The following is a 24750-nucleotide window of genomic DNA, read 5'->3' on the forward strand; positions in this document are numbered from 1 at the left end:
CCAATGGTTATCCGCATGGCATGGGGGCGCGATCCCGGCGGGGTGAAGCTTCAGAACACATCACCATATTGGGTGACGCCTTCAATGGTGACGCCTTGCGCGACCATGCCTGAACTCAGACGTTTCAACTGCACATTCGGCATGGATTTCAGCCGCTGGGAGAAGGTGTTGACCGGGGGCAGGAAGCTTTCCTTGTAACCCTGTTCCACGGCCCAGTTCCTGAAGTTTTCGAAAAGCTTGCTGGTGCGCAGCCAGCCGCCACGGGGTTCGTGCGTGATGGGCACGACGCGGATGTCAAACCACTCATTGAGCGGGTCGAGCAGCAGCCAGGCATTGAGTGCTTCCTTCGAGCTTTCCGGAATGGTGTAGCCGCCGTTCTTTTTCAGGCGGATTGCACCGGCAACGGCAAAGCCGAGCAGCAGATCAAGCTCTTCTGCCTGAATGCGTTCGGCAATATCGGTGATGACCTCACTGTCAGGGATCGACCGGTTGAACTGCATGACCACAAGCCGTCGCCGCAGACCGCGATCGATGCCGCCGTTGAAGCGGGGCAGGGTGTTGGTGGTGAAGCAGTGCAGGGCGCGTGGCGAAAAACTAACCACATCCTTGTAGAGACTGCGGCCTTCAATCGGGTTTCCGGTCACTGCCGCCTTGAACTCTTCTCCGGCAATTGCCGCAGCGCTCAGCTCGTCTGCGACGTTGGCGGCCTTGCCTGCGAGGTTGATGATGCGCTTTTCATCGTTGAAGAAAGCCGGGGAGATGGAGGATACGGCACCTTCTGGCAAAAGTGCGCGAAACAGCGCGGCAATGGTTGATTTGCCGTTATTGGCGGTTTCGCCGAGCAGGATGAAGGCCTTCGGCTGTTTTACACGCGTCGCAAGACCGAAGGCTGCTGCCCCCAGCATTTCGGAGATCAGGTGGATCTTGTCGGCGGCATCGGCATCATGGCGAAAGGCACCGTAAAGCAGCCTGTGCAGCAACGAACCCTCGGGTGGATGGCTATCGGTGTGCAGATGATATTCGGCATTGATGGTGAAGCGAAAGCGATCCTGCGGATCATGGGCACGGCAATCCACCTTTCCCTTGTCGTCGATGGTGATGGTGCAGTTCTTCACATTCATGCCAACGACAGGGCTTTTGAAGAAGTCGTCGTCCGACACGCGTGTTCCCAGCTCGTTGATGATGCCATCGATCATGCGTTTGCCGAGCTTGAGCGGCGTTTCCTTCACGCCAATGCCGATGGCGTCCAGCGCGTGCATGGCAAGCCTGATCTTCTGGTCGGAAATCGGCCGCCAGGCGGTTGGGCCAAAAGCCCAGAATTTTCCCTCGGCGCGCACGATCTGGCCGCCACAGGCCTTCTTCATCTCGTGGTGAAATTCCCGCGCCAGCCAGACTTCCGATCCATACATCTGGCCTGGAAACATCTCGGGCATGGCCTCGATACCATCTGCACCCAGAGGCACCTTTCTGGACGGTGATTTTTCCTGAGGCTGGGAGGCAAGCGGGGTCATGGGCCGCATGGTGGTGTTGAGGAAGCGGATGAGCTGGTCGCGGCCCCAGCCCGCCTCCACCGCATCGGCGCAGTCCCAACCCTTTTTCGGAAAATCGCCCGTCTGCCAGTTTTCGAAACCGTAGCTTTCGATCTCGGAGGCTGCGTCAATCTCGGTCAGCCCGACATGGCGTGCTTCTGCGCCAAGCCCGGTCAGAGCGGTTGTAATTTCCGTGGCTGTTGCCATGCCCGGCGCATCGAAATCCGGCCAGATGGTGACTTTGCGACCGGCCAGTGGCGACCAGTCGGTGTGTTTGACGCCCTGGGTGCCGCCTGCCCATGAGACGACGGTGAGGCCGGTCGCCCTGTGCAGCCTGTCGCGGCACTTTTCACCTTCGACGACATAGACCTCACGGGCATCGCCGAGTTCATGCAGGCCGTAGAGCGGCCGGGGCTTGGGGAAGGGGAAACGGCACCATGTCTGCCTGCCATCCGGCAACCGCACAAACATGACCATTGGCGTTTCCTTGGCGCCTCCGGGCAGATCATGGCGCAGCACGTAACCCAGCAGGGAGCCATCGGTGCGGCGATAGGGAAATACCATTGCGGGCGCGAAGGTGCCCCATTCGCTGTGCTGGCCCTTTCTCTTGGGGTTATAAAGCCGCACGCGGCGTCCGGCATGCAGCGCTTGCGACGGCGGATCTATCGGGGTGATGCCGTCATAGCGGTCGGGTGCATCGTACTTTTGTCGCCTGGTATTGGCACGGGCGGTATCCGCACCGCCGAGAATACGAACCGCTTCGGGCAGGGCGACGCCTTTGATCTTCTGGACGAAATCGAGGACATCCCCCTTTTCGCCGCAGCCGAAGCAGTGGAAACGCTGCACGCCATCCTGGCCCATGAAAATGGTGAAGGACGGCGTGTTTTCGGCATGGAACGGGCAGCAGGTCTGGAACTCGTGACCGTTGCGCTCCAGCCTGAAACCGTAGCTCTCTGCCGTCGCGGATAAGGAAACATCACGGCGTAACCGTTCGACATCAGAGGACATTACGTTGCTGCTCTTGTTTGATTGTTGTGATTAACGCAACATTGGTGACGCAAAACGAGCGCCGTCTTTGAAATTCTCAGGGGTTTGCGACGGGATTTCCCTCCACGTTCTCCTTGTTGACGGCAAGGTCTGCTGCCCGTTGACCCCGGTCGGCAATCACACCTTGTCCTGCAGGATCAGCCGGTAGCCCTGACGGTAGCCAACGGTCACAATCGAAATTCCGGAGCCTTTCAGCTTGCTACGCAGATGCGACAGAGCCACCTTGAAGGCCGCATACATCTTGACCTGCGTGGGGCCGCCTTCGGGGTCGTCGTGATACATTTCGGTGAAAACGCGCTCCATCTGGACGGGTTTTCCCTTGCCGCTCCAGACGGCCCGCAGGATACGCGATTGCTGCTCGGTTATGCCATAGACCTGCGTGGCAATATCGGCCGACATGGTTTGCACCGGCGCGTCGCAGCACGGGCAGTTGACGCCGTACCGGCTTTCAAACAGCGGTCTTTCAGGCACTGTCGACTTTATTTCCGGTTTCGCCAGGCGCCCGGCAAAACCGATATTGCCGATCCGGTCATTCAGGTGGTCGCCATCGCGCGGGACGAGAATCTGGTCCGTTTCACCGAAATGCCAGTTCCAGACCAGATAGCGACGCATGTAGAAACGCTGCTCACCACGCGCGCCGAGCAGAATGACCCAGATCGGGTCCTGTCTGGTGCTCTTGCGATAATATTCCGACCCTGCATCGGGGCGCCGGCGACGTGAGCCTTCGCGCCACAGCAGGCGGCCGTTGTCATAGAAAAACAGGTCGCGGGCCTGCTCCCGGCTCAACTGGTCGCCGAAAAACGGAAAGTTGCAGTTCGGGATCGTGGTTTCCGGTGCTGAGCGGGCGGCATGCGAGGGGTGTTGTGCTCTGATGGTCATGGCTTGCCTTCCATAATCTGTTGCTGCGGGGACGCCTTCGCTCAGCCAATGGCAGCGTAAGGCGCGATTGCTTGTGAGCGGGGCGCGGAGCGGAAAAGGGCATGTCTCATTTGCCCATCACCATTTTCTCGATCCTGGTCTGATGATGCGACATGCGCCGGAGCCGGCTTGCCAGATGCGCCAGGTCATCCACGGTAGGGCCGTTGATGACGAGAACGGTTTCCTGCGAAAACGCGCCGTTGCGCATCGTGCAGCGACCAATCAGCTCTTCGATCAGTTCCGACTGCTCAAGCATGGAAAGCGGCTTGTCGCGCATGTCAGCCCTCCGGCGCATGTTCAGGTTCATCATCCCTGGGACGGTCAAATCATTCGTTGTGTCCGTCAACAATATGTTGCTATAATCGCAACGTCAACAGTGAGCAACATGCGATCGAAGAAAATTAAGCAAGGATGTCGGGAGTGCGCCGTTTCTTGCCGATCTTAGCGTTATGTCAGCACGGTTCAGCAAGGAGGCGCTTGCATATCGTTGTGAATTTTGCAACAAATATACAACAATACGGATGTGCCAGGGGATTTTTATGGCGGCTATTGATGGTGACTGGTTTCATGCCCGGTTGAAAGATACGGGCAAATCGCTTCGTGCACTGGCCCGACACATGGACTCCGATCCCTCCGCCGTTTCCCGTACATTTTCCGGCCATCGCAGGATGCGGATGGACGAGGCCACGCAGATTGCCGGTTTTCTGGGTGTTTCGCTGGCGGATGTGATGAAACATGCCGGTATCACGACCGAGGCGGATGGGCCGCAGGCGCGCATCGTTCTGGCTGCGACGATCAACGAAAGCGGCACGATCGAGATGTTGCCGGAGCCCAGACCTTTGCCAGCCTCCGTCGTTGAGAAAGCGCAGCTTGCCGTTGGTGGTCATTACAACAGACAGGTCGTCGCGGCGCAGATCCGCGCGTCATCAGGTGCTCTGGCGATCTGGGATGATGCGGTGCTGTTGTTCAGCCAGACTGATATGGTCGATGCGTCCGCAATCGGAGCGCTGTCGATCTGCCGTCTGAGGGATGGCAGGCAGGTTCTGGCAAAGGTGGAGCGGGCCCGCAAAACGGGAGAGGCAAGTCTTGTCTCGCCGGCCGGCAAGTCGGAAGAGGTCGCTCTTCTGGCAGCATCGCCCATCATTGCGGTGATCCCGTAAATCACGTCGTTCGTTTCGCATGAGGGAAGGACGGGCTTTCGCCCTCAGCGCTGAACAGGCGCGTGATGCTGGCGGCACAATGCTGGCGCGGCCCGGAATTCATAGTGTCGCGATGGTCGGTGGGATTGTGCCCGTGGCGGGGAGTGCCATGGCCTGCGAAGGAAAATCCGCAGCGAAACGCAATGCGGCCTGACTGCGTGAGCAGTCAGGACAAAATCTCATGATCCGCGGGTAGTGATGGTCTCAAAGGAAGCCAGCGACGCGGCTGCGTGCACGGAACTGCAGCGGCTTGGACAGGAATTCCTCGGTGCTGCCATAGGGGAACAGGTAGTCTTTCAGTTCGTTGACTTCGTTCTTCTGGTGCACCTGTTCGGGTACGGTTTTGGCTTCAATCAGCGCCATCTGGATCAGATAGGCCAGAAACGGCCTGTCGGATTTGGTGGCAAGCAAAGCGGCATTCAGATGATCTGAAACAATTTTGGTATCACTCATGATCGGCCCCTGATTTTTTGCAATTAGGTACAACTAGACCGCTATCGTGATTCCAGCGTGAATCGACCGTGAGCTGCGTGTGAATTGAAGCACTTAACTTGCGATAGTTTCGATAAGTCGGATGCGTCGCATGGTCGTGACGGGGTAATCGTCGTCAAGGAAGCGCTGTGGCGTGAAGTCGGGCTCGAGCTGGCGCAGTTGCAAAATGGCGTTTTCCATCTCGGGAATCATGCCCATCTGCTTGTAAAGCGCCACGAGATAACGAAGCGGCGCACGGAAAGCCGGGCGCAGCATCAACGCCACCTCGGCATGGCCGATGGCGGTCGGATAATCGCCGAGTGCCGAGGCCGACATGCAGCAGAAAAATTCCACCAGAGCGCGATGTTCACCGCCGCCGGTCAGTGACAGGGCCGTCGTGGCCGAGCGGCGGCTGTCTTCCAGCTTGTCGAGCACCAGTTCGGTGTTGGAGAGGATGGCGATGTTGACGGCGTTGAGCGGATCGAGGCTGACGGCGCGTTCGGCCATTCTGAGTGATCCACGGCTCGAACCGCCACCCAGATATTCGAGGTGAGCGCCGATGCCCAGAATGCTGGCGCTGCCGCCTTCCTGACGCAGTGCTTCCTGCACCAGTTCTGACGAGCTGATGCTGTCCTCCAGAAAGGCGCTGGTGCGGTGCTGGAACTGCGCCATGTTGCGCAGGAATGCGCGCCAAGCCAGATATTGCGGGCGCGGTTCGCGATCATAGGCGTAACGCAGATGCGTGTCGGCATCCTTGAGGCTGGTGCGGTCGAAGCGGAAAATCAGATCGCGGGCATGACCGGCCAGCATGGCGGCCGAGTTGGAAATCGAAAGCTGGTCCTTCCGCTCACGGAACGTCGAAAGAACGGCCTGCACCAGCGTGCCGCACTCCTGAACGAAGGCTTCTTCCGAGGCGAGGAGAATGGGAACGGTGCGTGACCAGTAGAGCTGGCCCGTTTCTGCATGATTGATGGCGAAGGCCACGTGGGTGACAAGGCCCATCGTCACGGCGCGCACAGAAATGGAAAGGCCGGAGACGGGGGCACGGCCACCGGTTTCGAACAGCGTTGTCTGTGGGAAGATCTGGAAATCGTCGCGGTCGAGCAGCGACGTCGTTGCCAGCGTCATCAGCCGCGTGATGACCAGTTCGCTCACCGGCTGATTGTCGGACTGGCACTGGAAAAAGATCGCCGGTTTGGGCGGCGTTGGCGTGTGCACGGCCCTGACAGGTTGTATATTTTGCGGTGTCGTTTCCGCCGCAAAGGACATGCGCAGATTTCTGATCCAGTCCTCGAATTCGCCATCGGCAATATCGAGATCGGCAAAGGCGCTGTGCTCGTCGTTCCAGTCTTCACCGCTGACCGGCCGGTTGTAGGTGACGGTAAACTGCGCGGGGTCGAGCGCGATCTTTTCACGGTCGGTCTTGAGGGCGGCCTCGTAGGGACCGAGCGTGCGGCGGATTTCCACCAGCGTCTGGCGCAGGCTGTCCGATCCCTTCTTGGAATCGCGGTCGCTCCACAACTTGTCCTGCAACCAGACGCGGTTGCGGGAATAGCCCTGCGACATGGCCAGAAGTGCGAAAACGCCGCGCGCCTTCAGCCCTTTCGGGCTGTAGTCGGTGCCAAACTGATCAACGATCTGAAAGCGGCCAAAGACGTTTAAGGACAGCATAAGTCGCGCCTGAAAACAGATGAGATTCCTGTCTATCAGCTTTCTTCAACGAAGGAAAAGCTTACCGGTTGTGTCATGTTCATTTTCTTCCCACCCTTCAGGCCCTGCCAGGTCAGGCGAAATTTCGTCTGTCGGCACAAAAGCGCCGGGTGGCTGGGGTTTGAACGGGTAGGGTGGTACATCGGTGGTGGCTGCCGCCTGGTCCGGAAAGTCGGTTGCAACCCAGTTGCGGAACGCGGCAATGCCCTTTGAAACCTGCAGCACGTAGTCCAGCGCCTGTGTATCAGCCACCGCTGAATTCGTGCCGATATTGCGGAAATAGGCCGTGACAGCCGCATCGTCATAAGGGTCGTAAGGTGCGCCCGGCATCAGTTTTGCCGCTTCGCTCGCCTGCCAGCTTTTTGGCAAAACGGCCGTACCCCAATCCAGCGAGCCCTGATGGCAGGTAATGCAGGCGGACTTGGGGTTGTCGACCGGGCCGTTGGCGCGGCCGAAAAGGCCGAGATGCTGGCGGGGAAGGGCGTAAAATTGCGCCGCAATCAACGGGTTAACCCAGCTTTCGGTCGGTGTTGCACCCTTGGTCATATAGGCGTTGGCAGTCAGGGCTGGGTCGCTGCCCCAGATCAGACCCACCGGCACCAGCCGGTCATAGGGCGTCGCACCGGGTTGCAGAGCGTTGTAGACGAAGGTGCCGAAAAACCAGCCGTTCGGCGAGCGCTTGTCTTTCACCGAAAGGTCGAGTTGCAGAAGACGCATCGTCATGGTGCCGCCGTCCTTCTTGCCGGCAACCTCCCACTCCTTCGAATTTGCCAGATAGGGAACGTCCTGCGGCGTGGCCGTGGTGAACAGCATCTTGGCGGCAACGGCACCTTCCGCGAAGGCAAAACCGCGTGTCTTCGGGAAGGCCGGATCGCCCCAGATCTGGCCAAAACCGTAACAGGCGACATCGTTATAGATGCCGACGGCGAAATTGCGCTCCCAGCCTTTCTGCAGTGCGTGCAGTTCCTTGGGGCGCGACCAGCGCTCGGTCGTCATGCCGCGCAGCGGTTCACGCAACATGAAGAACCACGGCGCATCGCACCATTGCTCTTCCTTGTTGTCCTCGATGCGCCAGTCGATATCCGGGCGGGCATTCACCTTGGTCACATAACCAAGGATCGCCTTCATATAGGTGGCCGGTTCCTTCTGCGGATCGATGCTCAGCCAAGGCAGCTTGGTATTATCTGGCAGGGTCTTGGGGAAGTCGTAATGGACCTGAAATTTCCGATCCGTCTCATGCCCCTTCAGCGGCAGAGAACTGGAACAGTCGAACTTCGCCTTAGCTGCAGCCGCAAAGCTGCTGTCGACGGGGGCGGGACAGTCCGCCAGAGCCGCAGAGATGGACGAGAGAAAAAAGGCTGCAAAAAGAATCGAAAATTTCATCTGGCTCCCCAGCGCGGTGATGAGAATCCGATCTAAGGCCAAGCGCCAAGACTTGTAAATATACAACCTGATACGTGTTTTACGTGTATTTTTTGATTGTGGAGGGTGTAACCAATATCGATGTGGTTCCGAAAGACCGGCATTCTGGCCCGTGACGTGGCGGAGGAAAAGCACGGGCTGAAGCTCCCGGCGGTTTCGCAGCGCAGGGGTTTCCGGCACCGGCACCCTATGGTACTTCGGTTCAGACACTGGAATTGGAACATGGCGCGCACACTCATCCGGCCCGGCGGGCGCAGCGAACGTATACAGATTGCCGTTCATCAGGCTGTGAGAGCCTTGATGGCTGAAAATCCGGAGTGTGAGCTGACGATACCGCTTGTCGCCGAGCGCGCCGAAGTTCCGCCATCGACGATCTATCGCAGATGGGAAAGTCTGCCCAAGCTGCTTGAGGACGTGGCGAGCGAACGTTTCCTGCCGGATAGCGTGCCGCGCGACACCGGGGCTTTCCGCAGCGATCTGGAGCTGTGGCTGGAGCAACTGGTCGACGATATTTCTTCCGGCCCGGGGCATGTTCTCCTGCGGGAGCGGCTGACCAATGTGCGCGTGGCGCAGACGGCGGCCGGTTATGCCTTTCAAAACCTCGTCTGCCTTTGCGATCGATGCGAGGGGCGCGGCGAGGTGGTGCCTGATCCCGATCGCCTGATGGACATGATCGTGGCGCCGATCATCTATCGGATCTTCTTTACCGGCCAGCAGATCTCGAAGGCCTATCAGGTCGAACTGGTCAGCAATGCCCTGTCATCGCAGGCCATGACGCATCCTTTCACCAATCAGCCGTCAATCCGCGATTACGTCCTCTATGAGAACGATCCTCAGTAATTGAGTAGTGCGGTATCGCCGTCGCCGAACGAAGGTTTGACGCCCAGAAGCGCTGCCGATCTGGTGATGATCTCCTTGGCCATGGGCGCTGCGGTATAAGCGGCGAGACGGCCGCCTTTCTCGCCAGTCAGCGGCGCGTCAATCGTGGTCAGAACGACATATTGCGGCTTGTCCATCGGGAAACCGGCCAGAAAGGCGTTGAAGTTCAGGTGGGCGGCATAACGCCCGTTGATGACCTTGTCGGCGGTTCCGGTCTTGCCTCCAACATTGAAGCCCGGCACCTGAGCGCTGCGGCCAGAGCCTTTCACGCCGTTCCAGTGAAACAGGAAACGCATGTCGGCGCTGGTTTTCGGCGAGATCACCTGCGTCGTCTTCGAGGCGATATCCGCCGGTGGGCGAACAAGGAAGGTCGGTGAAATGAGCTTGCCGCCGTTGATCAGCGCCGCTCCGGCAATGGCTGTCTGCATCGGCGTTGTCGCAACGCCATGACCGAAGGATATCGTCGCCTGATTGACCTTTCTCCAGACACGCGGCTGGCTTGGTGTGGCAACCTCGGGCAGTTCCGTGTCCATTTTCGACAGGAGGCCGAGGCGGGTTAGAAATGCGCGGTGATCGTCCATGTCGACCATTGCAGCGATGGCGGCCGTGCCGATGTTCGATGAATATTGAAACACTTCCGGCACGGTCAAAGGCCTGCCCTGGCCGTGGTCATCGTGAATGGTGAAACCGGCAATGCGCAGTGGTTTCGTCGCATCGAGCACGGAATTGAGGGTGATCTTGCCCATATCCAGTCCCATCGCCAGCGTGAAGCTCTTGAAGGTCGATCCCATCTCGTAGGTCGCATTGCTCATGCGGTTCAGCCAGCCATTTTCGTATTCCTTGTCGATTGTGCCATCCGGCAGGGTGCGCGACGGTTCATTCGGGTCGTAGTCGGGAACGGATGCCATCGCCAGCACTTCGCCCGTGTTGACGTCGAGGACGATGGCGCCTGCGGCCTGCGCCTGATAGGCGCTCATCGAACGGGTCACGACTTCATGAACGATGTTCTGGACGCGCAGGTCTATGGAGAGCCTGACCGGCGCCAGCGGGGTGTCTGATGTCATCCCAAGTGCGCGCAGATCTGCCCATCCCTGGCGGTCGATGTAACGCTCCATGCCTGCCAGCCCCTGATTGTCCACGTTGACGTGGCCGAGAATGTGCGCAGCCGTGCGCCCACCAGGGTAAAAGCGGCGCTTTTCCGGGCGAAATCCGATGCCGGGAATGCCGAGAGCCAGAATGTCGGCCTGCTGGCGTGGCGTGAGCTGGCGCTTCAGCCACTGGAAGGCGGTTTTCGATTGCAGCCGTCTATGAATGTCGCTCCAGTCGATATCCGGCAGCACGGAAGCAAGCTTTTCCACGGCTTCGTCGGCATCGACGATGCGGCGCGGTTCGGCGTAGAGCGATACCATGTTCAGGTCGGTCGCCAGCAGTTCGCCGTTGCGGTCGACAATGTCGGGGCGGGAGGCCATGGAGGTGCCCCGGCCGCCAATGGACACCGTGGTCTGTGACCCGGCAAAACCATATTGGGCCAGCCGCGCCCCAATGACGCCATACATGGCGATGAAACTGCCGATCAGCACCAGAAGACGTTTGCGCGTTTCCTTGCGTCTTGAAACCGCCGCGCCGGGAAGGCGAAAACTGTCGCCGCGTTTGTGCTGGGCAAAATGAAATCGGCTGCGGGCGGAGAGGATGCGAGATGACAGCGACATTGAGTTCCAGAGACCGTGTTCCGGGGCAGTCAAAATCCGATCACTCGGCACCACCGGGATTATTAATGCGAATCAATTAGCATTAATAATGCGAGTCACTCGTTAATGCGAATTTAATTGCATTAGATGGAAGTGGCCGTTTGTCGCAGGGCATAATAAGCCTGTCCGTTGCCTCCAGGCATCGGCCGAAACATCATCGACTGGGGAACTGCGGGCAGAGAGGGCTAGGCCGCCATTCGCCGCATCTGGGCGATCACGTCTCTTTCCCTGTATGGCTTTGAAAAGAAGACGCTGTTTTCCGGCAGACTTGTCTGTGCCGGGGTCATGTGACCGGAGGTGATAATCAGGTGGATGGGTGGCCAGCGGTCACGGATAAGGGCTGCCAGTTTCATGCCGTCCATGCCACGCGGCATGTCGATATCGGTAAAGACAATGGTGATATCCGGTCGCGCTTCGAGAATGGCAATCGCCTCTGTTGCATCCGCAGCTTCGATCGCTTCGAAACCTTCGGCCTCGATCATGTCGACAGCCGCCATTCGCAACAGCGGTTCGTCCTCGACCACGAGTATCTTGGGCGCTGACATTGGCATACCTTACGCCGCCTGTACCTGAACAAGCGGTGCCTTGAATTCGGCACTGAAGCCCGATGGAGCGTAACTCAGCCGAACCTGTCCGGTTCCCACGAGGCCCATTTTTATCAGTTTCGAGCCAAAACCCTTGCTGGTCGGTTCCACGGCGGGAGGGCCGTTTTCTTCGTCCCATGACAGCACGAGCTCGTCTGCGCCGTCTTCCTGCCGCTCTACACCCCAGCGAACGCATACGCTGCCTTCCGCAACGGAAAGAGCACCATATTTCAGGGCATTGGTGGCAAGTTCGTGCAACAGCAGCGAGATGGAGAGTGTGGCGCGGGCTCCAAGGTCGACGCTTGGCCCATCAAGGCGAAAACGGCTTGGATCGACCAGCGCGCCGAGGACGGCCGAAACCACATCACCGATTTTGGCTTCGGCCCAATTCTGTTGCAGGAGGACGTCGTGGGCGGTCGACAGCGCGTGCAGTCTCTGCATGAAGGCATCGACAGGTTCGCGATCTGGAATTGGCCGAAGCGTCTGTGCCGCGATCGCCTGTATCATCGCAAAGGTATTTTTCATGCGATGGCTGAGTTCGTGGTTGAGAACCTTCTGGGCTTCGTCGGCATTGGCCTTGAGCTGCGCTACGGCCTTGCGCTCACTGTTGTCGGTAAAAAGAATGCCGACGCGCAGTTCCGAAGGATCGCCAACGCGAAAGGCTTGCACGTCGAACCAGCGTTGTTCCAGTTCGTTGGCGAAATGTTCGAAGCGTGCAGTTTCGCCCGTGAGCGCAACGCGGCCGTAAATCTCGAACCAGTGTTCCTCGTGGTTGGGTGCCAGATCGCGCATCCATTTGCCATGGGCGTCCACCAGTCCCGTCTGGTCTGCAAAAGCGGGATTGATTTCGATGAAACGATAATCCACGGCCAGTTCGCCATCGAATTTCATTTCGACGATGCAGAAGCCGTCCTCGATGGCGTCGAAGAGCGTCCTGTACTGGTTTTCGGTCAGTCGCTTCTGAATATCGAGATCGTTTTGCCGCGTGATCGCCTCGTTGCGGGCATTGATCGCACGTTTCAGCTCCAGTTGCGTCATGACCTGGCGGGCAAGATTGCGCAGACCTTCGGCCTGTTGCTCATTCAGCCCTTCCGGGCGTGGCTTGTTGTCGATGACACAAAGGCTGCCAAGCGCGTTGCCCGCTTCGTCGCGAAGCGGCGCGCCGGCGTAGAAACGGATATGCGGCGAACCGGTGACCAGCGGGTTTTTATGCGTGCGCGGGTCTTGCGTCAGATCGGGAATGACCAGCAAATCGCTTTCGACCAGGGCATAGGCACAGACTGAACTGTCCAGATCCGTCTCGCAGGGTTCGAAGCCGACCTTGGCCTTGAACCATTGCCGTGTGCCGCTGACCAGGCTGACCAGGGCAACCGGTGTTTCGCAGATCAGACAGGCAAGCGATACGATGTCGTCAAAGCCCTGTTCTGGCGGGGTGTCGAGAACGGCGAAGTCGTCGAGGGCGGCAAGGCGCGTTTTGTTCTGAACGTATTCTGGAATCGACACTTCAAGCCTATCATCGGACATCACGAAAACGCGACAATGACACTTCTGCCGCCAAATAAAAAGAGGCTGTAGCCTTGGCATCCGGCCTATCAGGCAAGCCTAAAAGACGATCTCGGGATGTGTCGCAAGGATTGCGCTTCTCGTTGCGATGCAATCCGGTTTCGCTCTTCGTGGTGCTGGCCTTTTCACGCCTTTGTCGTGAAAAGAGGTTAGGGGCGACGGCTCTGATGAAAACTGGCTGGGAATGGCAGACATGATCGTGACGAAACGCCTGCAATTATGCCGTCTGGACGATCGCCATCGTCACGCATTCGCGATGATGCATGCCGACCGGGAGGTGATGGAAGACCTTGGCGGGCCTGTCGATCACGCGGAAAGCGAGGCCAAGTTCGACCGGTATCTGGCCGCACTGGCTGAACATGGCGTTGCCCGCTGGGCGGTCGAAGACAGCAAAGGCGATTTCCTCGGATATTGTGGCGTAATGCCGCGCATGGCGAGGGAGCATCCCCTTGGGCCGCATTTCGAAGTTGGCTGGCGGTTCAGCCGCGCCGCATGGGGCAATGGGTATGCGGCGGAAAGTGCGGGTGCGGCGCTGACACATGCCGTCACCGATCTCGGCCTGACCGGCATTGTCTCCTACACCGGTGCAGCCAATCTGCGCTCGCAGAGCGTGATGCGAAAGCTTGGCCTGGTTCGCGACGCAGCGCGTGATTTCACCATCACGCACCTGTCAAAGCCGTGGCACGGTCTGGTCTGGACGGTTCCCGTCGATTTCCGTCCGACCCCGACCAGCCGGTAGCATTGCGTACGCATCACGGCCGCGACAGGGCCGATGGCATGTCCAGAGCAGAGGTGAGCGATTTGAACTGCCGGATCATGTCACCGGCATAGGGATTTGCGCCGAGGATCGCCTGAAACACTTCCGGTGCATCGTGGCGAACCATGTCCACGGCGGACATCAGCGCATCGAAGCTTTTTGTCGTCAGGCGTGTCTGTCTCAGGTCCATCTGCAGAAGCAGGTTGGCAACAAGGTGGGTCAGCCCCTGAACCTGCGCGGCATCGCGGTCATGATCGTCAGGCGTGGTGATGATGACATCAAGGCCAAGCCTGCGGAAGAAGGCGGCAACTCGCAGGTGAGGCCCACGCACCGGGCAGACAGCGATCCGCAGCCCGCGAATGCCGCCTCTCGCACTCTGCGGTCCAAACAGCGGATGCGTCGCGACAATCTCTACGTCGTCGGGAAGCAGCTCCTTCATCATGGCGGCGGGTCCGGTCTTGACGCTGCCGACATCGAGCACGAGCGTTGCGGGCTTCAGATGCGGGGCAATTTCGATCAGCACATCGCGCATCCTGCTGACCGGCATGGCCAGCACCACGATGGCGCATTGCGCCGCTGCCTCAAGCGAAACAACCGATACGCCGAGCCTTTCGGCGCGGGCGATATCCGGCGCGATGTCAAAGACGCGGATATCGAAATGCGGGCCAAGGTGTTCGGCAATCAGTTGACCGAAGGCACCGAAGCCAATGATCCCCAGCGATATCAGGGGCAGTTCATGGGAAACGTCAGACATGACATCCTCGAAAAGGCCACACGGCCAGAGGCGTCCGTCAAAATCAAACCGCTGGCCAGGCAGCGGTTGAACAATATGATGAACCCGCCGCTATTTCAGCAGCGCATAATACAGGCCGGCAAAGGTCGTAACGGTCATCATGAGAGCCGAATAGCAAGCCGCATTCTGCAAGTCAACGAAGCTTTGCGGAGGGATACCGGCCTTTCAGTCGCTTGCGACGACCTGCGGTTCGTAGGTTGTCAGATCTTCGAACTTGTAGCCGCGTTTCTTCAATTCGCGGATTACCGTGCGAAGATTGTTTTCTCCGTCGAACTTGTCCTGAAACATCTGGTCGTGCATCAGCAGGATCATCTTTCCGCGCGTGACGAAGCGGTTATGCGCGAAGAGCGCGTCGATCTCGTTCACCAGTGTCCTCGCGGATTGAACAGGCTTGCCGTCGTTGTAGTGAACCCATTCATGATCCCAGCCAAACAGGCGGAAACCGGCCTCGCTGACCAGCTCGAAGTCCAGCCACTCCTGTCCCCATTCGCGCACATCGAGCGAAAGGTCTTCGGAATGAATGTTCTGCAATCGAAACACGTTTCGTCCCGGTAATCTCGCAGGCGTCGGCTTTGCCAGACCGAGAACGCCGTTGGCCTTCTCGAAATCCGCAATGACGCCATCGCTGTTCGAATAGAACTGCCTGTAACGGTTATGGGCGTGGCTGTAGCTGTGATTGCCGACGACGACGGCATCCAGCGATTTTGCTTCCTTCAGAACAGCGCGGCCGCCGTCTTGCGTTTCAACGTGAAGGCCGACCATGAACATCGTTGCCGGCACGTTTTCTTCGAACAGCACCTGCAGAACATTCTCCGTGCCGGGAAGCGGGCCGTCATCGAAGGTCAGATAGATGGTTCGCTCGGCCGCCTTGGCCGATGGTGCGCAAAACGCGGCAAAGGCCACGGCAGCAACAAGGGCTCGAAATCTGTCACCAAACCGCATCCGCACGATCTCCCAGGCCGCCATGGCGTGGAGAGTGCCACAATCAGACGGCGAGACGCAATGTCATCGACAAACTTCTACGATACGGACTGGTCGTGTCGAGAAGAAAGGGCAGGGAGCTACCCCTTCTCTTCCCGGCTCTGCGAATGCTGGCATGTGCGCGGTCAGACAATGCCTTGTCCGACCGCCGCGGGCGCGTTCACTCCGTTGCCGCACCGGATGCATAGTCGCTGTCCGTCACCTTCTCCATCCAGGTTACGGAGCTTCCGTTCAGCGCTTCCGCCACGGCGAAATGGCTCATGGCTTCGTCTGCCGAGGCACCGTGCCAATGCCGGACAAGTGGCGGTATCCAGACGATGTCACCGGTGGTGACTTCCTGGACGTCATCACCTTCCTTCTGCACCCAGCCCCGGCCACTCAGGATATAAAGCGTCTGACCGAGAGGGTGCGTATGCCATGCGGTGCGAGCGCCCGCTGTGAAGGAAACGGTTGCGCCGCCGACACGCGCCGGCTGCGCGGCCTGATAAAAGCTCGAGATTTCCACCTTGCCGGTGAAATACTGCTCTGGCGCCGCAATCATCCCGGTTCCTGCACGGGTGATCTCGATATCGGCATTTTCAGCGTTTGCCGGGGTAGCGTTCCTGGCTTCCAGCACCTGCTTCAGCACCGGCACAGCCGACATGGCGCGAGGCCAGCCGGCGTAGAAAGCCACATGGCTCAACACTTCCGAAGCTTCGGCCTGTGACAGGCCATTATCCATGGCCCGGTTGGCGTGGAACGGCAATTGTTCGGGCTGACCGAGCGCAATCAGCGCGGCAACCGTGATGAGACTGCGGTCGCGGGCGGAGAGATCGGGCCGTTGCCAGAGATCGCCGAAGAGGACGCGGTTGGTGAGGTCTGCGAGCGTTGCGGCTGTCGGCGCCACAGCGGTATTGACGGTGTTTGCGCGGGCTGCCTCTGCGGCGGCTTCCAGTGCGATGCGAGGACCGGTGCTGTTTTCCACCGGCGCGATGCTGCGCTCATCGAACACCTTCTTGGTTTCCGTGACTGCGGAGATGGCGTTCGGCCAACCGGAATAAAATCCGAGATGGGTGATGATCTCGCCGATTTCTTTCGGCTTCACGCCATTGTCCAGCGCGCGGCCAACATGGGCGGCAATCTGCGCGGTCTTGCCTGTCGAAACCAGTGCCGAAACGGTGACCAGGCTGCGGTCGCGCGGCGAGAGGTCGGCCCGTTCCCAGACCTCACCGAAGAGAACGCTGTCGGTGAAATGCCCAAGACCGGGTGCGACGTCATAGACGGCCGGTGGGGCAATCCGCCGGCGTTCTTCCTGTGCTTCGGCGCCAGTGGCGGCGAGGGCGGAGATGGCGAAACTTGCAGCAATGTTTTTCATGTCGGTATCCTTTGTCGTGCAGACAGGCGCGGTCAGCATGAAACGTCTGCCGAACGGGGCCTGTGACGTGGGGATTGACGTCGCCGTTCATCGGCGACGCAGAGTTTCAGGGGTGATTTGTTTTGTTCGTCTCAAGCCAGATGCTGGCCGAAGAAATCGGCGATCCGGTCGAACGGGATCTTGTCCATCCGGTCATAAAGATCGGTGTGGTTGGCGCCGGGAACGATCAGCAACTCTTTCGGCTCTGCCGCTGCGGCAAAGGCCGTTTCGCTGAAATAGCGGGAATGCGCCTTTTCGCCGTGGACGAAGAGAACCGGGCGCGGTGAAATCTCGGCGATATAGGTCAGGATCGGCATGTTCATGAACGACAGCGGCGTCGTCTGGCTCCAGGCGTTTCCGGAGTTGACGGCTCGGGCATGGTAGCCGCGCGGCGTCATGTAATAATCGTGGTAGTCGACGAGAAACTGAGCCTCGCCACCCTTCAGCTCGTTATAGGGTGGCTGGTAGGCGGGCGTGCCATTTTGCGCATCCTGCCAGCGCTGCCGGCTCATCTGTTCAAGCGCCTGAGTGCGCTGCTCAAGGGTAACGCTGTCATTGTAGCCTTTCGACATGACGCGGGTCATGTCGTACATGGTGCTGGCCACCACGGCCTTGACGCGCTTGTCCACGGCCACCGCATTCAGCGCCATGCCGCCCCAGCCGCAGATGCCGATGACACCGAGACGCTCGCGGTCAACGAAAGACTGCAGGCCAAGATAATCGACCGCAGCACTGAAATCCTCGGTGTTGATATCGGGTGAGGCAACGTTGCGGGGTTCACCACCGCTTTCGCCCGTATAGGACGGATCGAAGGCCAGTGCCGCAAAGCCACGCTCGGCCATTGTCTGGGCATAAAGGCCCGATGACTGTTCCTTGACCGCGCCGAACGGACCACTGATGACGAGACCTGAGAGCGGTGCGCTGCCGCGATCCTTCGGCAAATAGAGGTCACCGGCGAGCGTGATGCCGTAGCGGTTCCTGAACGAGACCTTTTGATGGTCAACACGGTCGCTCTTGGCAAAGACCTTGTCCCATGTGGCGTCCTGCGCCACCGCCGCCGACTGGCCAGCCACGGTTACCATGCTCAATGCGGCGACCGTCAGGCCGGTTGTCTTCATCAGATTTCGTCTGCTGGTGTTGAGGGTTTCAATTGTTTCGACGTGTCTGGTCATGGAGAAATCTCCTGCGTGTTTGAGGTTTCGGGTCATGGGAGGGGTTCGATGCGAAGTGGAAATTTCCCGGCGAGATGAAGGGCATCCCGGCCTTCATCAACACGCCCAAGCCGGATCAGGCCGGGGTGTTTGTAATCGGCGTAAAACATCGCCAGATTGCCCCAGGGCATGTAGTAGCAGAGGTCGTATGGGCGCTCGTTGTTGAATGGACCGTGGCCTTCCGTCGTGAGCTTGCGCGGCAGATAGGCGATCTTCTCGTTGGAGCTGAAGTCATCGATCGTCAGGTTGAGCGGAAGCATCGTGAAAAAGTCGCGGGCGGATGCATTGTCATAGAGCGATGCGCTCATGCTTCTGTCGGCGAATGTCAGTCTGATCTTCATGTCGGTCATGTCCTGATTGTTGGGGTCGCTTTTGCCGAAGACGTGTGCGGGCAGGACGAGGGCTGTCAGCGCCGTTGCCAGAAGTGTTCTCCGCTGCGGTTCCGGCGCGTCTGATCTCTTCATGGCCGGTTCCGTGCAGCCCGCCATGCGGCGACGGAAAGAAGCGAGGAGCAGAACAGGAGAAGCGCGCTCATCGAGAATGTCGACAGCCAGCCAAGCGCATCGAAGACCAGCCCGCCGGCCGATGCCCCCGCCGTGATGGCGAGCTGGATGACGGCGACCTGAAGCCCGCCGCCGGCCTCGGCATCATCGGGAAGCGTGCGGCTCAGCCACGTGCCCCATCCGACCGGTGCCGCCGTGCCGAGGAAGCCCCAACCGATCAAGGCGGCGAAGACCGGGATTTTCATAGCCCCGAAGGCGATCATGAACAGGGCGACAACGGCCATCAGCAGCGGGATGGTGATCAGAATGCCGAACAAGCGGTGTTGCAGCAGTCTTCCGACGACCCAGGTTCCGACCGCTCCCGCCAGACCCATGACAAGCAGGAACAGCGACAGCGTTTCGATGTGGACCCGTGTGACCTGTTCCAGAAACGGGCGGAGATAGGTGAAAAGCGCAAACTGCCCCATGAACAGCGTCAGGATCGCCGCCATGCCCATTGCCACCGGCAACCGCGCCAGAAGCCTGAATACGTTGAGCGATGCGCGTTCCCGACGAGGGGGAAGGGATGGCAGGCTGACCCATTGCCAGACAAGCGCAAGCAGACCCACCGGTACAACCAGAAAAAAGGCGCCACGCCAGCCGATATAGGCACCGAGAAGACTGCCAAGCGGGGCTGACACGGTTGCCGCGATGGCATTGCCGGCGTTTAGCAGAGCGAGCGCTTTCGGTATCTCTTTATCGGGGACAAGTCGCATGACGATGGATGTCGACATCGACCAGAAACCGCCGATCGATACGCCCAGCAGAGCGCGTCCTAGCATCAGAACGGGGTAGGAGGCGGCGAAGGTGACAATGGCGCCCGATACCATCAGCAGCGCCGTCAGGCCGAGAACGACGGTCCGGCGGTCCAGCCTGCGGATGACGGAGGCAATGCACAGACTGGTCAGCACGGCAAAGATGCCGGAAACCGATATGGCCTGACCGGTATTTCCTTCGGAAACGCCGAGATCGGTGGCAATGGGCGTGAGCAGGCTGACCGGCATGAATTCCGAGGCGATCAGAACGAAAACGCACAGTGTCATGGATAGCACGGCGCTCCAGGCAGCGGGCGCCGTCTCCTTCGCTTGAACGTTTTCGTTGTAGGTGAGTGTCATATGGCGCCGCCTGTCGAAACGGGGTTTCTCTCTATGGCGCCAGGATATTGTCGCTCTACTTTGCGGACAATCCGTGCTAATCCGCATGGACTTATCGAAATCCAATATCAATAGGGGCAGCCATGCAGCGTGAGGACATGAAGGATCTGCTGTGGTTTCTCGAGGTTGCGAAGGCGCAGAGCTTCACGAAGGCGGCAGCGACACTTGGTACGTCGCAATCGACGCTCAGCTATACGATCAAGCAACTGGAGGCACGGCTTGGCGTGCGTTTGCTGACGAGGACCACACGCAGCGTTGCGACGACCGAGGCTGGTGAGCGTCTGTTCCAGTCGCTTTCGCCGCGTTTTGAGGGAATTGAGGCTGATCTCGCCGACCTCGTCGCTTTTCGCGAAAAGCCCTCGGGCACCGTGCGTCTGACGCTCTCCGATCACGCCTTGCAGATGACCGTCTGGCCAAAATTGAGCAGGGTGCTTTCGGGGTATCCCGACATCCGCGTCGAACTTTATAGCGACAACGGCATGCGCAATATTGTCGAGGAACGTTTCGATGCGGGTGTGCGGCTCGGTGAGAGCGTCGACAAGGACATGATTGCCGTGCGTATCGGTCCGGACTGGCGTTTGCGGGCGGTGGGTTCACCCGACTATTTTGCCAGCCACGGCATTCCACGGGTGCCGCAGGATCTGGTCGGGCATATCTGCATCAACACGCGGCAGGCTACCTGGGGCGGATTTTATGCCTGGGAATTTGAAAAGGACGGCCGCGAGCTTCGGGTCAGGGTGGATGGGCAACTGAGTTTCAACTCATCGATCGCGCAGATCGACGCCGCCATGAAAGGATATGGAATTGCCTATATACCCGAGGATCTCGTCGAGGAGCACATTGCTGCCGGCAGATTGCAGGGCGTACTCGACGACTGGTGTGAACCGTTTACCGGCTATCATCTCTATTATGCCAGCAGACGGCAGATGTCGCCGGCGATGAAGGTTGTGCTTGAGGCGCTGCGCTATCACGGACGATGCTAGATTTTACGTCGCGATATTCCGGTTGACTGAAAGGAAGGGGCGGGATGCCCCTTCGATTTTACACGATCGCTGTTCTCTCGTCTTCAGAGTTGGGTTTCTGCCAGCATCTGTCTGAGGCGGTCGGTGTTCATCGGTACGCAATAGACTGGCCGGTCACGCTCGAAACGCCAGCCTTCAGACAGAGGGCCGACATCCACCGCGTCAAAGCCGAATTCATCATAGAGCCTGATGGCTATGGCCTTGTCTTCCTTGCTGTCACCGGCAAGAGGCAAGGCGCGGCGCTCAGTCGAGCCTGCGGGGCGGCCATCCGTTTCGAGGTCATTCATGGTAACGGCGTTGAAGGCTTTGACGATACGCGATTGCGGAAGGTGTTTTGCCAGAAGTTCGCTTGTCGTGGTCGTGCCGGCATCCAGTTCTGCTATGCCACCATCGCGTTCCCGGTAGTAGTTGTTGGTGTCGATCACCACCTTGCCCGCCAGAGGCGCCACCGGAATGGAACGATAGGCGGCAAGCGGAATGGCAACGACCACGATATCGCCAAAGGCGGCGGCTTCTTCCACCGTGCCGACCTCGCAGCCAACGCCGTATTTGAGGCTGAACAGGGTTTGCGGTCCGCGTGAATTGCTGAGCATGACCTTATGGCCCGCAGCGACGGCAAGCTTGCCGATGGCGCGGCCGACAAAACCTGCGCCGATAATTCCGATGTTCATGTCGTATCTCCGTGTTGATGGGATGACGGAGGTTTAATTTGATGTCAAAACCGGATAAATTCTCCATATTGAACGACATTCAACACTGTCAGGGGTTAATCGTGGACAGACTTACCAGCATGGCGGTTTTCGTCAAATCCGCGGATCTGGGTTCTTTTGCCGGTGCCGCCGAGGCCATGGGCATCTCGCCGCAGATGGTCGCCAAGCACGTCGTGTTTCTGGAAGACCGGCTGGGCACTGCGCTGCTGCACCGGACAACGCGGCGCCAGAGCCTGACGGATGTGGGCCGCGCCTATTACGATCGCTGCAAGCAACTGCTTTCGGAGGTCGAGGCGGCGGAATCCGTGGCGAAGGAGATGCGCTCGCGTCCGAAAGGCGTGCTGCGCGTCAACGCACCCATGACGTTTGGCGCCTTCAGCCTCGCGCCATTCGTCACCCGCTATCTCAGCCGCTACCCGGATATGCAGATCGACCTGACGCTGAACGACCGTTTTGTCGATCCGCTGGAAGAGGGTTTCGAGGTGATGGTGCGTGTCGGCGAGGTCAATGATGCAGCCCTTGTTGCCCATCCTCTTGCGCCATACCGGCTGATTGCCTGCGCGTCTCCGGATTATCTGGCGCGACGCGGCGTGCCCAGGACGCCAGCCGAACTCGCAAAACATGATTGCCTGGCCTATTCCTACTGGTCACCCTCCGTTCCCTGCCGCTGGCAGTTCAGCCGCAACGGCAGGACCGAAGAGGTGCAGGCGACAGGACGCATCCGCAGCAACGACTGGAAAGCGCTGCTGCATGCCGCTACAGAAGGTTTCGGCGTTACCCTTGGGCCTGAGAGCGTGTTAGACGCCGAAATCGCCGCCGGTCGGCTTGTGCGGGTGTTGCCCGATTATGAAGGACCGGTTCGGCCGATGCATGTGATCTATCCGGCGGGGCGCCGACCGACCGTGAAGGTTCAAAGCTTCGTCCAGGCGGTCTTGGAGGAGTTCGGCGAATGAAACCCGGCGCCATGCCGCATGATGTCGCCGGGAGGTGAGAGGTCAATGAAAGGCCAGACCTTCTTCCTGGAGTGACTGTTTCACAGCCTCTATTTGCCGCATGCGTATGTACCATGCCTGCAGGTTGAGGAAGGCATCGAGACGAATATCGGCGTTATAATAGGATTTCAGCCAGGATGCCTGCCCCCAGCCGGTCAGCGCGAACAGATAGGCATCGGCAACGGTGAAGCGGTCTCCCATCAGATAGGGGGCTTTTGCCAGTTGCTCATCAATCCAGGCGAAGCGTTTTAGCAGTTTCGGCCGTGCCGTCTCCAGATAACGACCGGCGAGGTCCGCGTATAGCAGCGGGATGAACCCCTTGTGGATTTCCGTCGCCAGGAAGCCCAGCATTTCCTGCAGCTTGTAGCGCTCGAATGTTCCGTTGGCTGGCGCCAGGCAGCGTTCCGGTTTCAGATCGGCCAGATATTGCAGAATGGCGGCGCCTTCGAACAATACGCGGCCATTGTCCAACTGCAGGGCCGGAATGTAACCATTGGGGTTGATCCGGTAAAAATCTTGACCTGTTTCGTCTTTTCGATCGCTGACGTTGACTTTGATAAACTCGACCGCCAGTTCAAGTTCGTTGGCGACGATATGCGATGCGAGCGAGCATGCCGCCGGCATATAATAGAGTTTCATTGCTGTCTCCGAATGTGTCTCTGCGCGAACCCGTGTCGTATTGCTCGCGGCAGGAAACCCACTTAATGGAGGCGGTATAAAAACGTAAGAACGCAAAATATTGTCATCTAGGTACATAAATTATACCTGTCTTCGCGAAAGGCGCCCGTTATGAAGGATAGCGTGACCGGCTGTTCGGTTGAGGAAACAATGCGTTTGCTGGGCGGGCGATGGCGATTGCTGATTGCTTCCTATCTGGTGGATGGGCCGAAGCGGTTCAATGAATTGCGCAGGCTTGTGCCGGGTATTTCGCAGCGGATGTTGACGCTTGATCTTCGCGCCCTGGAAGAGGCGGGACTGGTGATGCGCACCGTCTATCCCACCATTCCCGTCAAGGTGGAGTATTCGCTGACCAGCGATGGTCGTCGTCTGGAGAAGCTCGTTGCGGTGGTGAAGGAATTCGGCCTTTGGCTGAAGGCGCGCGACGACGTTCAAAGTGGATGAGTGCGGCTCTTTGGCCGTTGCGCAAATTAAAGTGGTGTTCGCTACCGGCGGATGCGACGAGCCAGCAGCGCGCCGGCATCCCCGATGACGATTGCCGGTATCAGGATCAGCGCCATGTCGTTGATGTGCTTGGGTACATCCACAATAACGAGATTTAGCCCAAACCACGGGTTGACGATCTGTACCAGGTAGATTGCTGCCCACCAGAGGCCAAAAGGAACGACGATCAGCCAGCGTCCGAAGCGGGTGGCGCTCCAGCGATCGGCGGTTTCGGTTATGGCAATATCGCGGGCTGCCTCAAGGCGCTTGATCGTTTCGTCGGCGGCGAGACGATCCCCGTCCGTTTCCGCAGCCAGTTTCGCCTGATAGGCGGCAAGCAATGGCGCGGTGAATTTTTCGACCAGTCCGCCAACGAGGAGGTTGGTGAGCCACGTCATCTTGCCCAACCGAATCTATGGGCAAGCATATACCAGCCTTCCGCCAGGGCGGCGATGAGCGCACCGATGAGGATCTGCAGCGCCATCGCAATATCGGGATCTGCGGACATCAGGTCTCCGAGTTCAGGCGCGATAAGCCCCTGGGTAACAAGGACCGCCGCAATATACCGCAACAGAATGCGAATGAAGACGAGCGTCATGTGTGGTGCCCTCCTTTGATGACGGAGGCAGGATTGTTGGGGAAAGGTTGTTCGCGCAAATCTAGAGATGGGTGGAGAGCGCGCCGGCGGCAAAGGCCTTGAACAGCAGTGCGATCATTGGCCCCAGAACGAGCAGCAACAACGCCCAAAGCGCGTTGCGTATCCTGTCGGCGATCTTGCCGACACTGCCCTCAATGCGCATCAATGCGGCGTTGATATGGGGTTGCTGGGCTTCCAGCGTGACAAGCCGCTCTTTCATGTCGTTGATCCGCGCATGAAGTTTTTCGACTTCGCTTCTGATAACCTCATCCATCGTGCTGCTGCCATGTTGTTGGGGAATTGCTTGGTTTCGGGGCGTGGATCGTT

General features: G+C 58.9%; 26 protein-coding genes. 6 read left to right on the forward strand and 20 right to left on the reverse strand.

Going from position 1 to position 24750, the window contains the following annotated elements:
• Positions 1-50: 50 nt before the first annotated feature.
• The 3 genes from ACIQT8_RS02415 to ACIQT8_RS02425 all read right to left on the reverse strand — a co-directional run bounded on the left by ACIQT8_RS02415 (position 51) and on the right by ACIQT8_RS02425 (position 3771).
• Complete coding sequence (locus ACIQT8_RS02415) at positions 51-2537, reverse strand: CHC2 zinc finger domain-containing protein (RefSeq protein WP_400962960.1); 2487 nt, start codon at positions 2535-2537, stop codon at positions 51-53.
• A gap of 156 nt (positions 2538-2693) precedes the next feature.
• A complete protein-coding gene (locus ACIQT8_RS02420; protein ID WP_400962963.1) occupies positions 2694-3455 on the reverse strand; it encodes a helix-turn-helix domain-containing protein in 762 nt (253 codons plus the stop codon).
• A gap of 106 nt (positions 3456-3561) precedes the next feature.
• Positions 3562-3771, reverse strand: coding sequence for a hypothetical protein (locus tag ACIQT8_RS02425; protein WP_400962966.1), 210 nt, complete (start codon positions 3769-3771; stop codon positions 3562-3564).
• Positions 3772-4033: 262 nt separating this feature from the next.
• Here ACIQT8_RS02425 and ACIQT8_RS02430 point away from each other — a divergent pair, with 262 nt between their 5' ends.
• Positions 4034-4654 (forward strand): helix-turn-helix domain-containing protein, encoded by a 621-nt coding sequence (locus ACIQT8_RS02430; RefSeq protein WP_400962969.1) that lies wholly within the window; start codon positions 4034-4036, stop codon positions 4652-4654.
• Between the two features lie 243 nt (positions 4655-4897).
• On the opposite strand, the gene ACIQT8_RS02435 is transcribed toward ACIQT8_RS02430, so the two are convergent.
• From ACIQT8_RS02435 to ACIQT8_RS02445, 3 genes are all read right to left on the reverse strand, one after another.
• Positions 4898-5146: a hypothetical protein gene (locus ACIQT8_RS02435; protein ID WP_262525994.1), complete on the reverse strand. Its 249-nt coding sequence runs from the start codon at positions 5144-5146 to the stop codon at positions 4898-4900.
• A gap of 93 nt (positions 5147-5239) precedes the next feature.
• On the reverse strand, positions 5240-6835 hold the full coding sequence (locus ACIQT8_RS02440) for a hypothetical protein (RefSeq protein ID WP_262525992.1): 1596 nt from the start codon (positions 6833-6835) through the stop codon (positions 5240-5242).
• A gap of 45 nt (positions 6836-6880) precedes the next feature.
• Complete coding sequence (locus ACIQT8_RS02445) at positions 6881-8257, reverse strand: hypothetical protein (RefSeq protein ID WP_400962973.1); 1377 nt, start codon at positions 8255-8257, stop codon at positions 6881-6883.
• A gap of 261 nt (positions 8258-8518) precedes the next feature.
• On the opposite strand from ACIQT8_RS02445, the gene ACIQT8_RS02450 reads away from it, so the two are divergent.
• Positions 8519-9136 (forward strand): TetR-like C-terminal domain-containing protein, encoded by a 618-nt coding sequence (locus ACIQT8_RS02450; RefSeq protein WP_400962976.1) that lies wholly within the window; start codon positions 8519-8521, stop codon positions 9134-9136.
• Here ACIQT8_RS02450 and ACIQT8_RS02455 read toward each other — a convergent pair.
• The 3 genes from ACIQT8_RS02455 to ACIQT8_RS02465 form a co-directional block, all read right to left on the reverse strand.
• Complete coding sequence (locus ACIQT8_RS02455) at positions 9130-10884, reverse strand: peptidoglycan D,D-transpeptidase FtsI family protein (RefSeq protein WP_400962979.1); 1755 nt, start codon at positions 10882-10884, stop codon at positions 9130-9132. The genes ACIQT8_RS02450 and ACIQT8_RS02455 overlap by 7 nt on opposite strands.
• A gap of 224 nt (positions 10885-11108) precedes the next feature.
• Complete coding sequence (locus ACIQT8_RS02460) at positions 11109-11474, reverse strand: response regulator (protein WP_400962982.1); 366 nt, start codon at positions 11472-11474, stop codon at positions 11109-11111.
• Positions 11475-11477: 3 nt separating this feature from the next.
• Positions 11478-13010, reverse strand: a complete 1533-nt coding sequence (locus ACIQT8_RS02465; RefSeq protein WP_400962985.1) for a sensor histidine kinase — start codon at positions 13008-13010, stop codon at positions 11478-11480.
• A 253-nt stretch (positions 13011-13263) separates the two neighbouring features.
• Here ACIQT8_RS02465 and ACIQT8_RS02470 point away from each other — a divergent pair, with 253 nt between their 5' ends.
• A complete protein-coding gene (locus ACIQT8_RS02470; protein WP_400962988.1) occupies positions 13264-13809 on the forward strand; it encodes a GNAT family N-acetyltransferase in 546 nt (181 codons plus the stop codon).
• Positions 13810-13822: 13 nt separating this feature from the next.
• Here the strand turns inward: ACIQT8_RS02470 and ACIQT8_RS02475 are convergent, their stop codons facing one another.
• From ACIQT8_RS02475 to ACIQT8_RS02500, 6 genes are all read right to left on the reverse strand, one after another.
• Complete coding sequence (locus ACIQT8_RS02475; protein WP_400962991.1) at positions 13823-14581, reverse strand: prephenate dehydrogenase/arogenate dehydrogenase family protein; 759 nt, start codon at positions 14579-14581, stop codon at positions 13823-13825.
• 204 nt (positions 14582-14785) lie between these two features.
• Positions 14786-15562 (reverse strand): polysaccharide deacetylase family protein, encoded by a 777-nt coding sequence (locus tag ACIQT8_RS02480; protein ID WP_400962994.1) that lies wholly within the window; start codon positions 15560-15562, stop codon positions 14786-14788.
• Between the two features lie 199 nt (positions 15563-15761).
• Positions 15762-16955 (reverse strand): carboxymuconolactone decarboxylase family protein, encoded by a 1194-nt coding sequence (locus ACIQT8_RS02485; protein ID WP_400962997.1) that lies wholly within the window; start codon positions 16953-16955, stop codon positions 15762-15764.
• Positions 16956-17086: 131 nt separating this feature from the next.
• Entirely contained in the window at positions 17087-18166 is a 1080-nt protein-coding gene (locus ACIQT8_RS02490; RefSeq protein WP_400963000.1) for an alpha/beta hydrolase, read from the reverse strand.
• Positions 18167-18198: 32 nt separating this feature from the next.
• Entirely contained in the window at positions 18199-18669 is a 471-nt protein-coding gene (locus tag ACIQT8_RS02495; protein ID WP_400963003.1) for a cyclophilin-like fold protein, read from the reverse strand.
• Positions 18666-19862, reverse strand: a complete 1197-nt coding sequence (locus ACIQT8_RS02500; RefSeq protein ID WP_400963006.1) for an MFS transporter — start codon at positions 19860-19862, stop codon at positions 18666-18668. Before ACIQT8_RS02500 ends, ACIQT8_RS02495 begins: the two co-directional genes overlap by 4 nt.
• Positions 19863-19984: 122 nt before the next feature.
• On the opposite strand from ACIQT8_RS02500, the gene ACIQT8_RS02505 reads away from it, so the two are divergent.
• Entirely contained in the window at positions 19985-20884 is a 900-nt protein-coding gene (locus tag ACIQT8_RS02505) for a LysR family transcriptional regulator (RefSeq protein WP_400963009.1), read from the forward strand.
• An 83-nt stretch (positions 20885-20967) separates the two neighbouring features.
• On the opposite strand, the gene ACIQT8_RS02510 is transcribed toward ACIQT8_RS02505, so the two are convergent.
• Complete coding sequence (locus ACIQT8_RS02510; protein ID WP_400964350.1) at positions 20968-21618, reverse strand: NADPH-dependent F420 reductase; 651 nt, start codon at positions 21616-21618, stop codon at positions 20968-20970.
• Between the two features lie 77 nt (positions 21619-21695).
• On the opposite strand from ACIQT8_RS02510, the gene ACIQT8_RS02515 reads away from it, so the two are divergent.
• Positions 21696-22586, forward strand: coding sequence for a LysR family transcriptional regulator (locus tag ACIQT8_RS02515; protein WP_400963012.1), 891 nt, complete (start codon positions 21696-21698; stop codon positions 22584-22586).
• Between the two features lie 42 nt (positions 22587-22628).
• Here the strand turns inward: ACIQT8_RS02515 and gstA are convergent, their stop codons facing one another.
• Complete coding sequence (gstA, locus tag ACIQT8_RS02520) at positions 22629-23264, reverse strand: glutathione transferase GstA (protein ID WP_400963015.1); 636 nt, start codon at positions 23262-23264, stop codon at positions 22629-22631.
• Between the two features lie 150 nt (positions 23265-23414).
• On the opposite strand from gstA, the gene ACIQT8_RS02525 reads away from it, so the two are divergent.
• Positions 23415-23747, forward strand: a complete 333-nt coding sequence (locus ACIQT8_RS02525; protein ID WP_400963018.1) for a winged helix-turn-helix transcriptional regulator — start codon at positions 23415-23417, stop codon at positions 23745-23747.
• Between the two features lie 41 nt (positions 23748-23788).
• On the opposite strand, the gene ACIQT8_RS02530 is transcribed toward ACIQT8_RS02525, so the two are convergent.
• The 3 genes from ACIQT8_RS02530 to ACIQT8_RS02540 form a co-directional block, all read right to left on the reverse strand.
• A complete protein-coding gene (locus ACIQT8_RS02530; RefSeq protein ID WP_400963021.1) occupies positions 23789-24184 on the reverse strand; it encodes a hypothetical protein in 396 nt (131 codons plus the stop codon).
• Positions 24181-24384: a hypothetical protein gene (locus tag ACIQT8_RS02535; RefSeq protein WP_400963023.1), complete on the reverse strand. Its 204-nt coding sequence runs from the start codon at positions 24382-24384 to the stop codon at positions 24181-24183. Before ACIQT8_RS02535 ends, ACIQT8_RS02530 begins: the two co-directional genes overlap by 4 nt.
• 61 nt (positions 24385-24445) lie before the next feature.
• On the reverse strand, positions 24446-24697 hold the full coding sequence (locus ACIQT8_RS02540; protein ID WP_138792483.1) for a hypothetical protein: 252 nt from the start codon (positions 24695-24697) through the stop codon (positions 24446-24448).
• Positions 24698-24750 lie beyond the last annotated feature (53 nt).

The organism is Agrobacterium sp. NPDC090273, assembly GCF_044772305.1.
Classification (GTDB): domain Bacteria; phylum Pseudomonadota; class Alphaproteobacteria; order Rhizobiales; family Rhizobiaceae; genus Agrobacterium.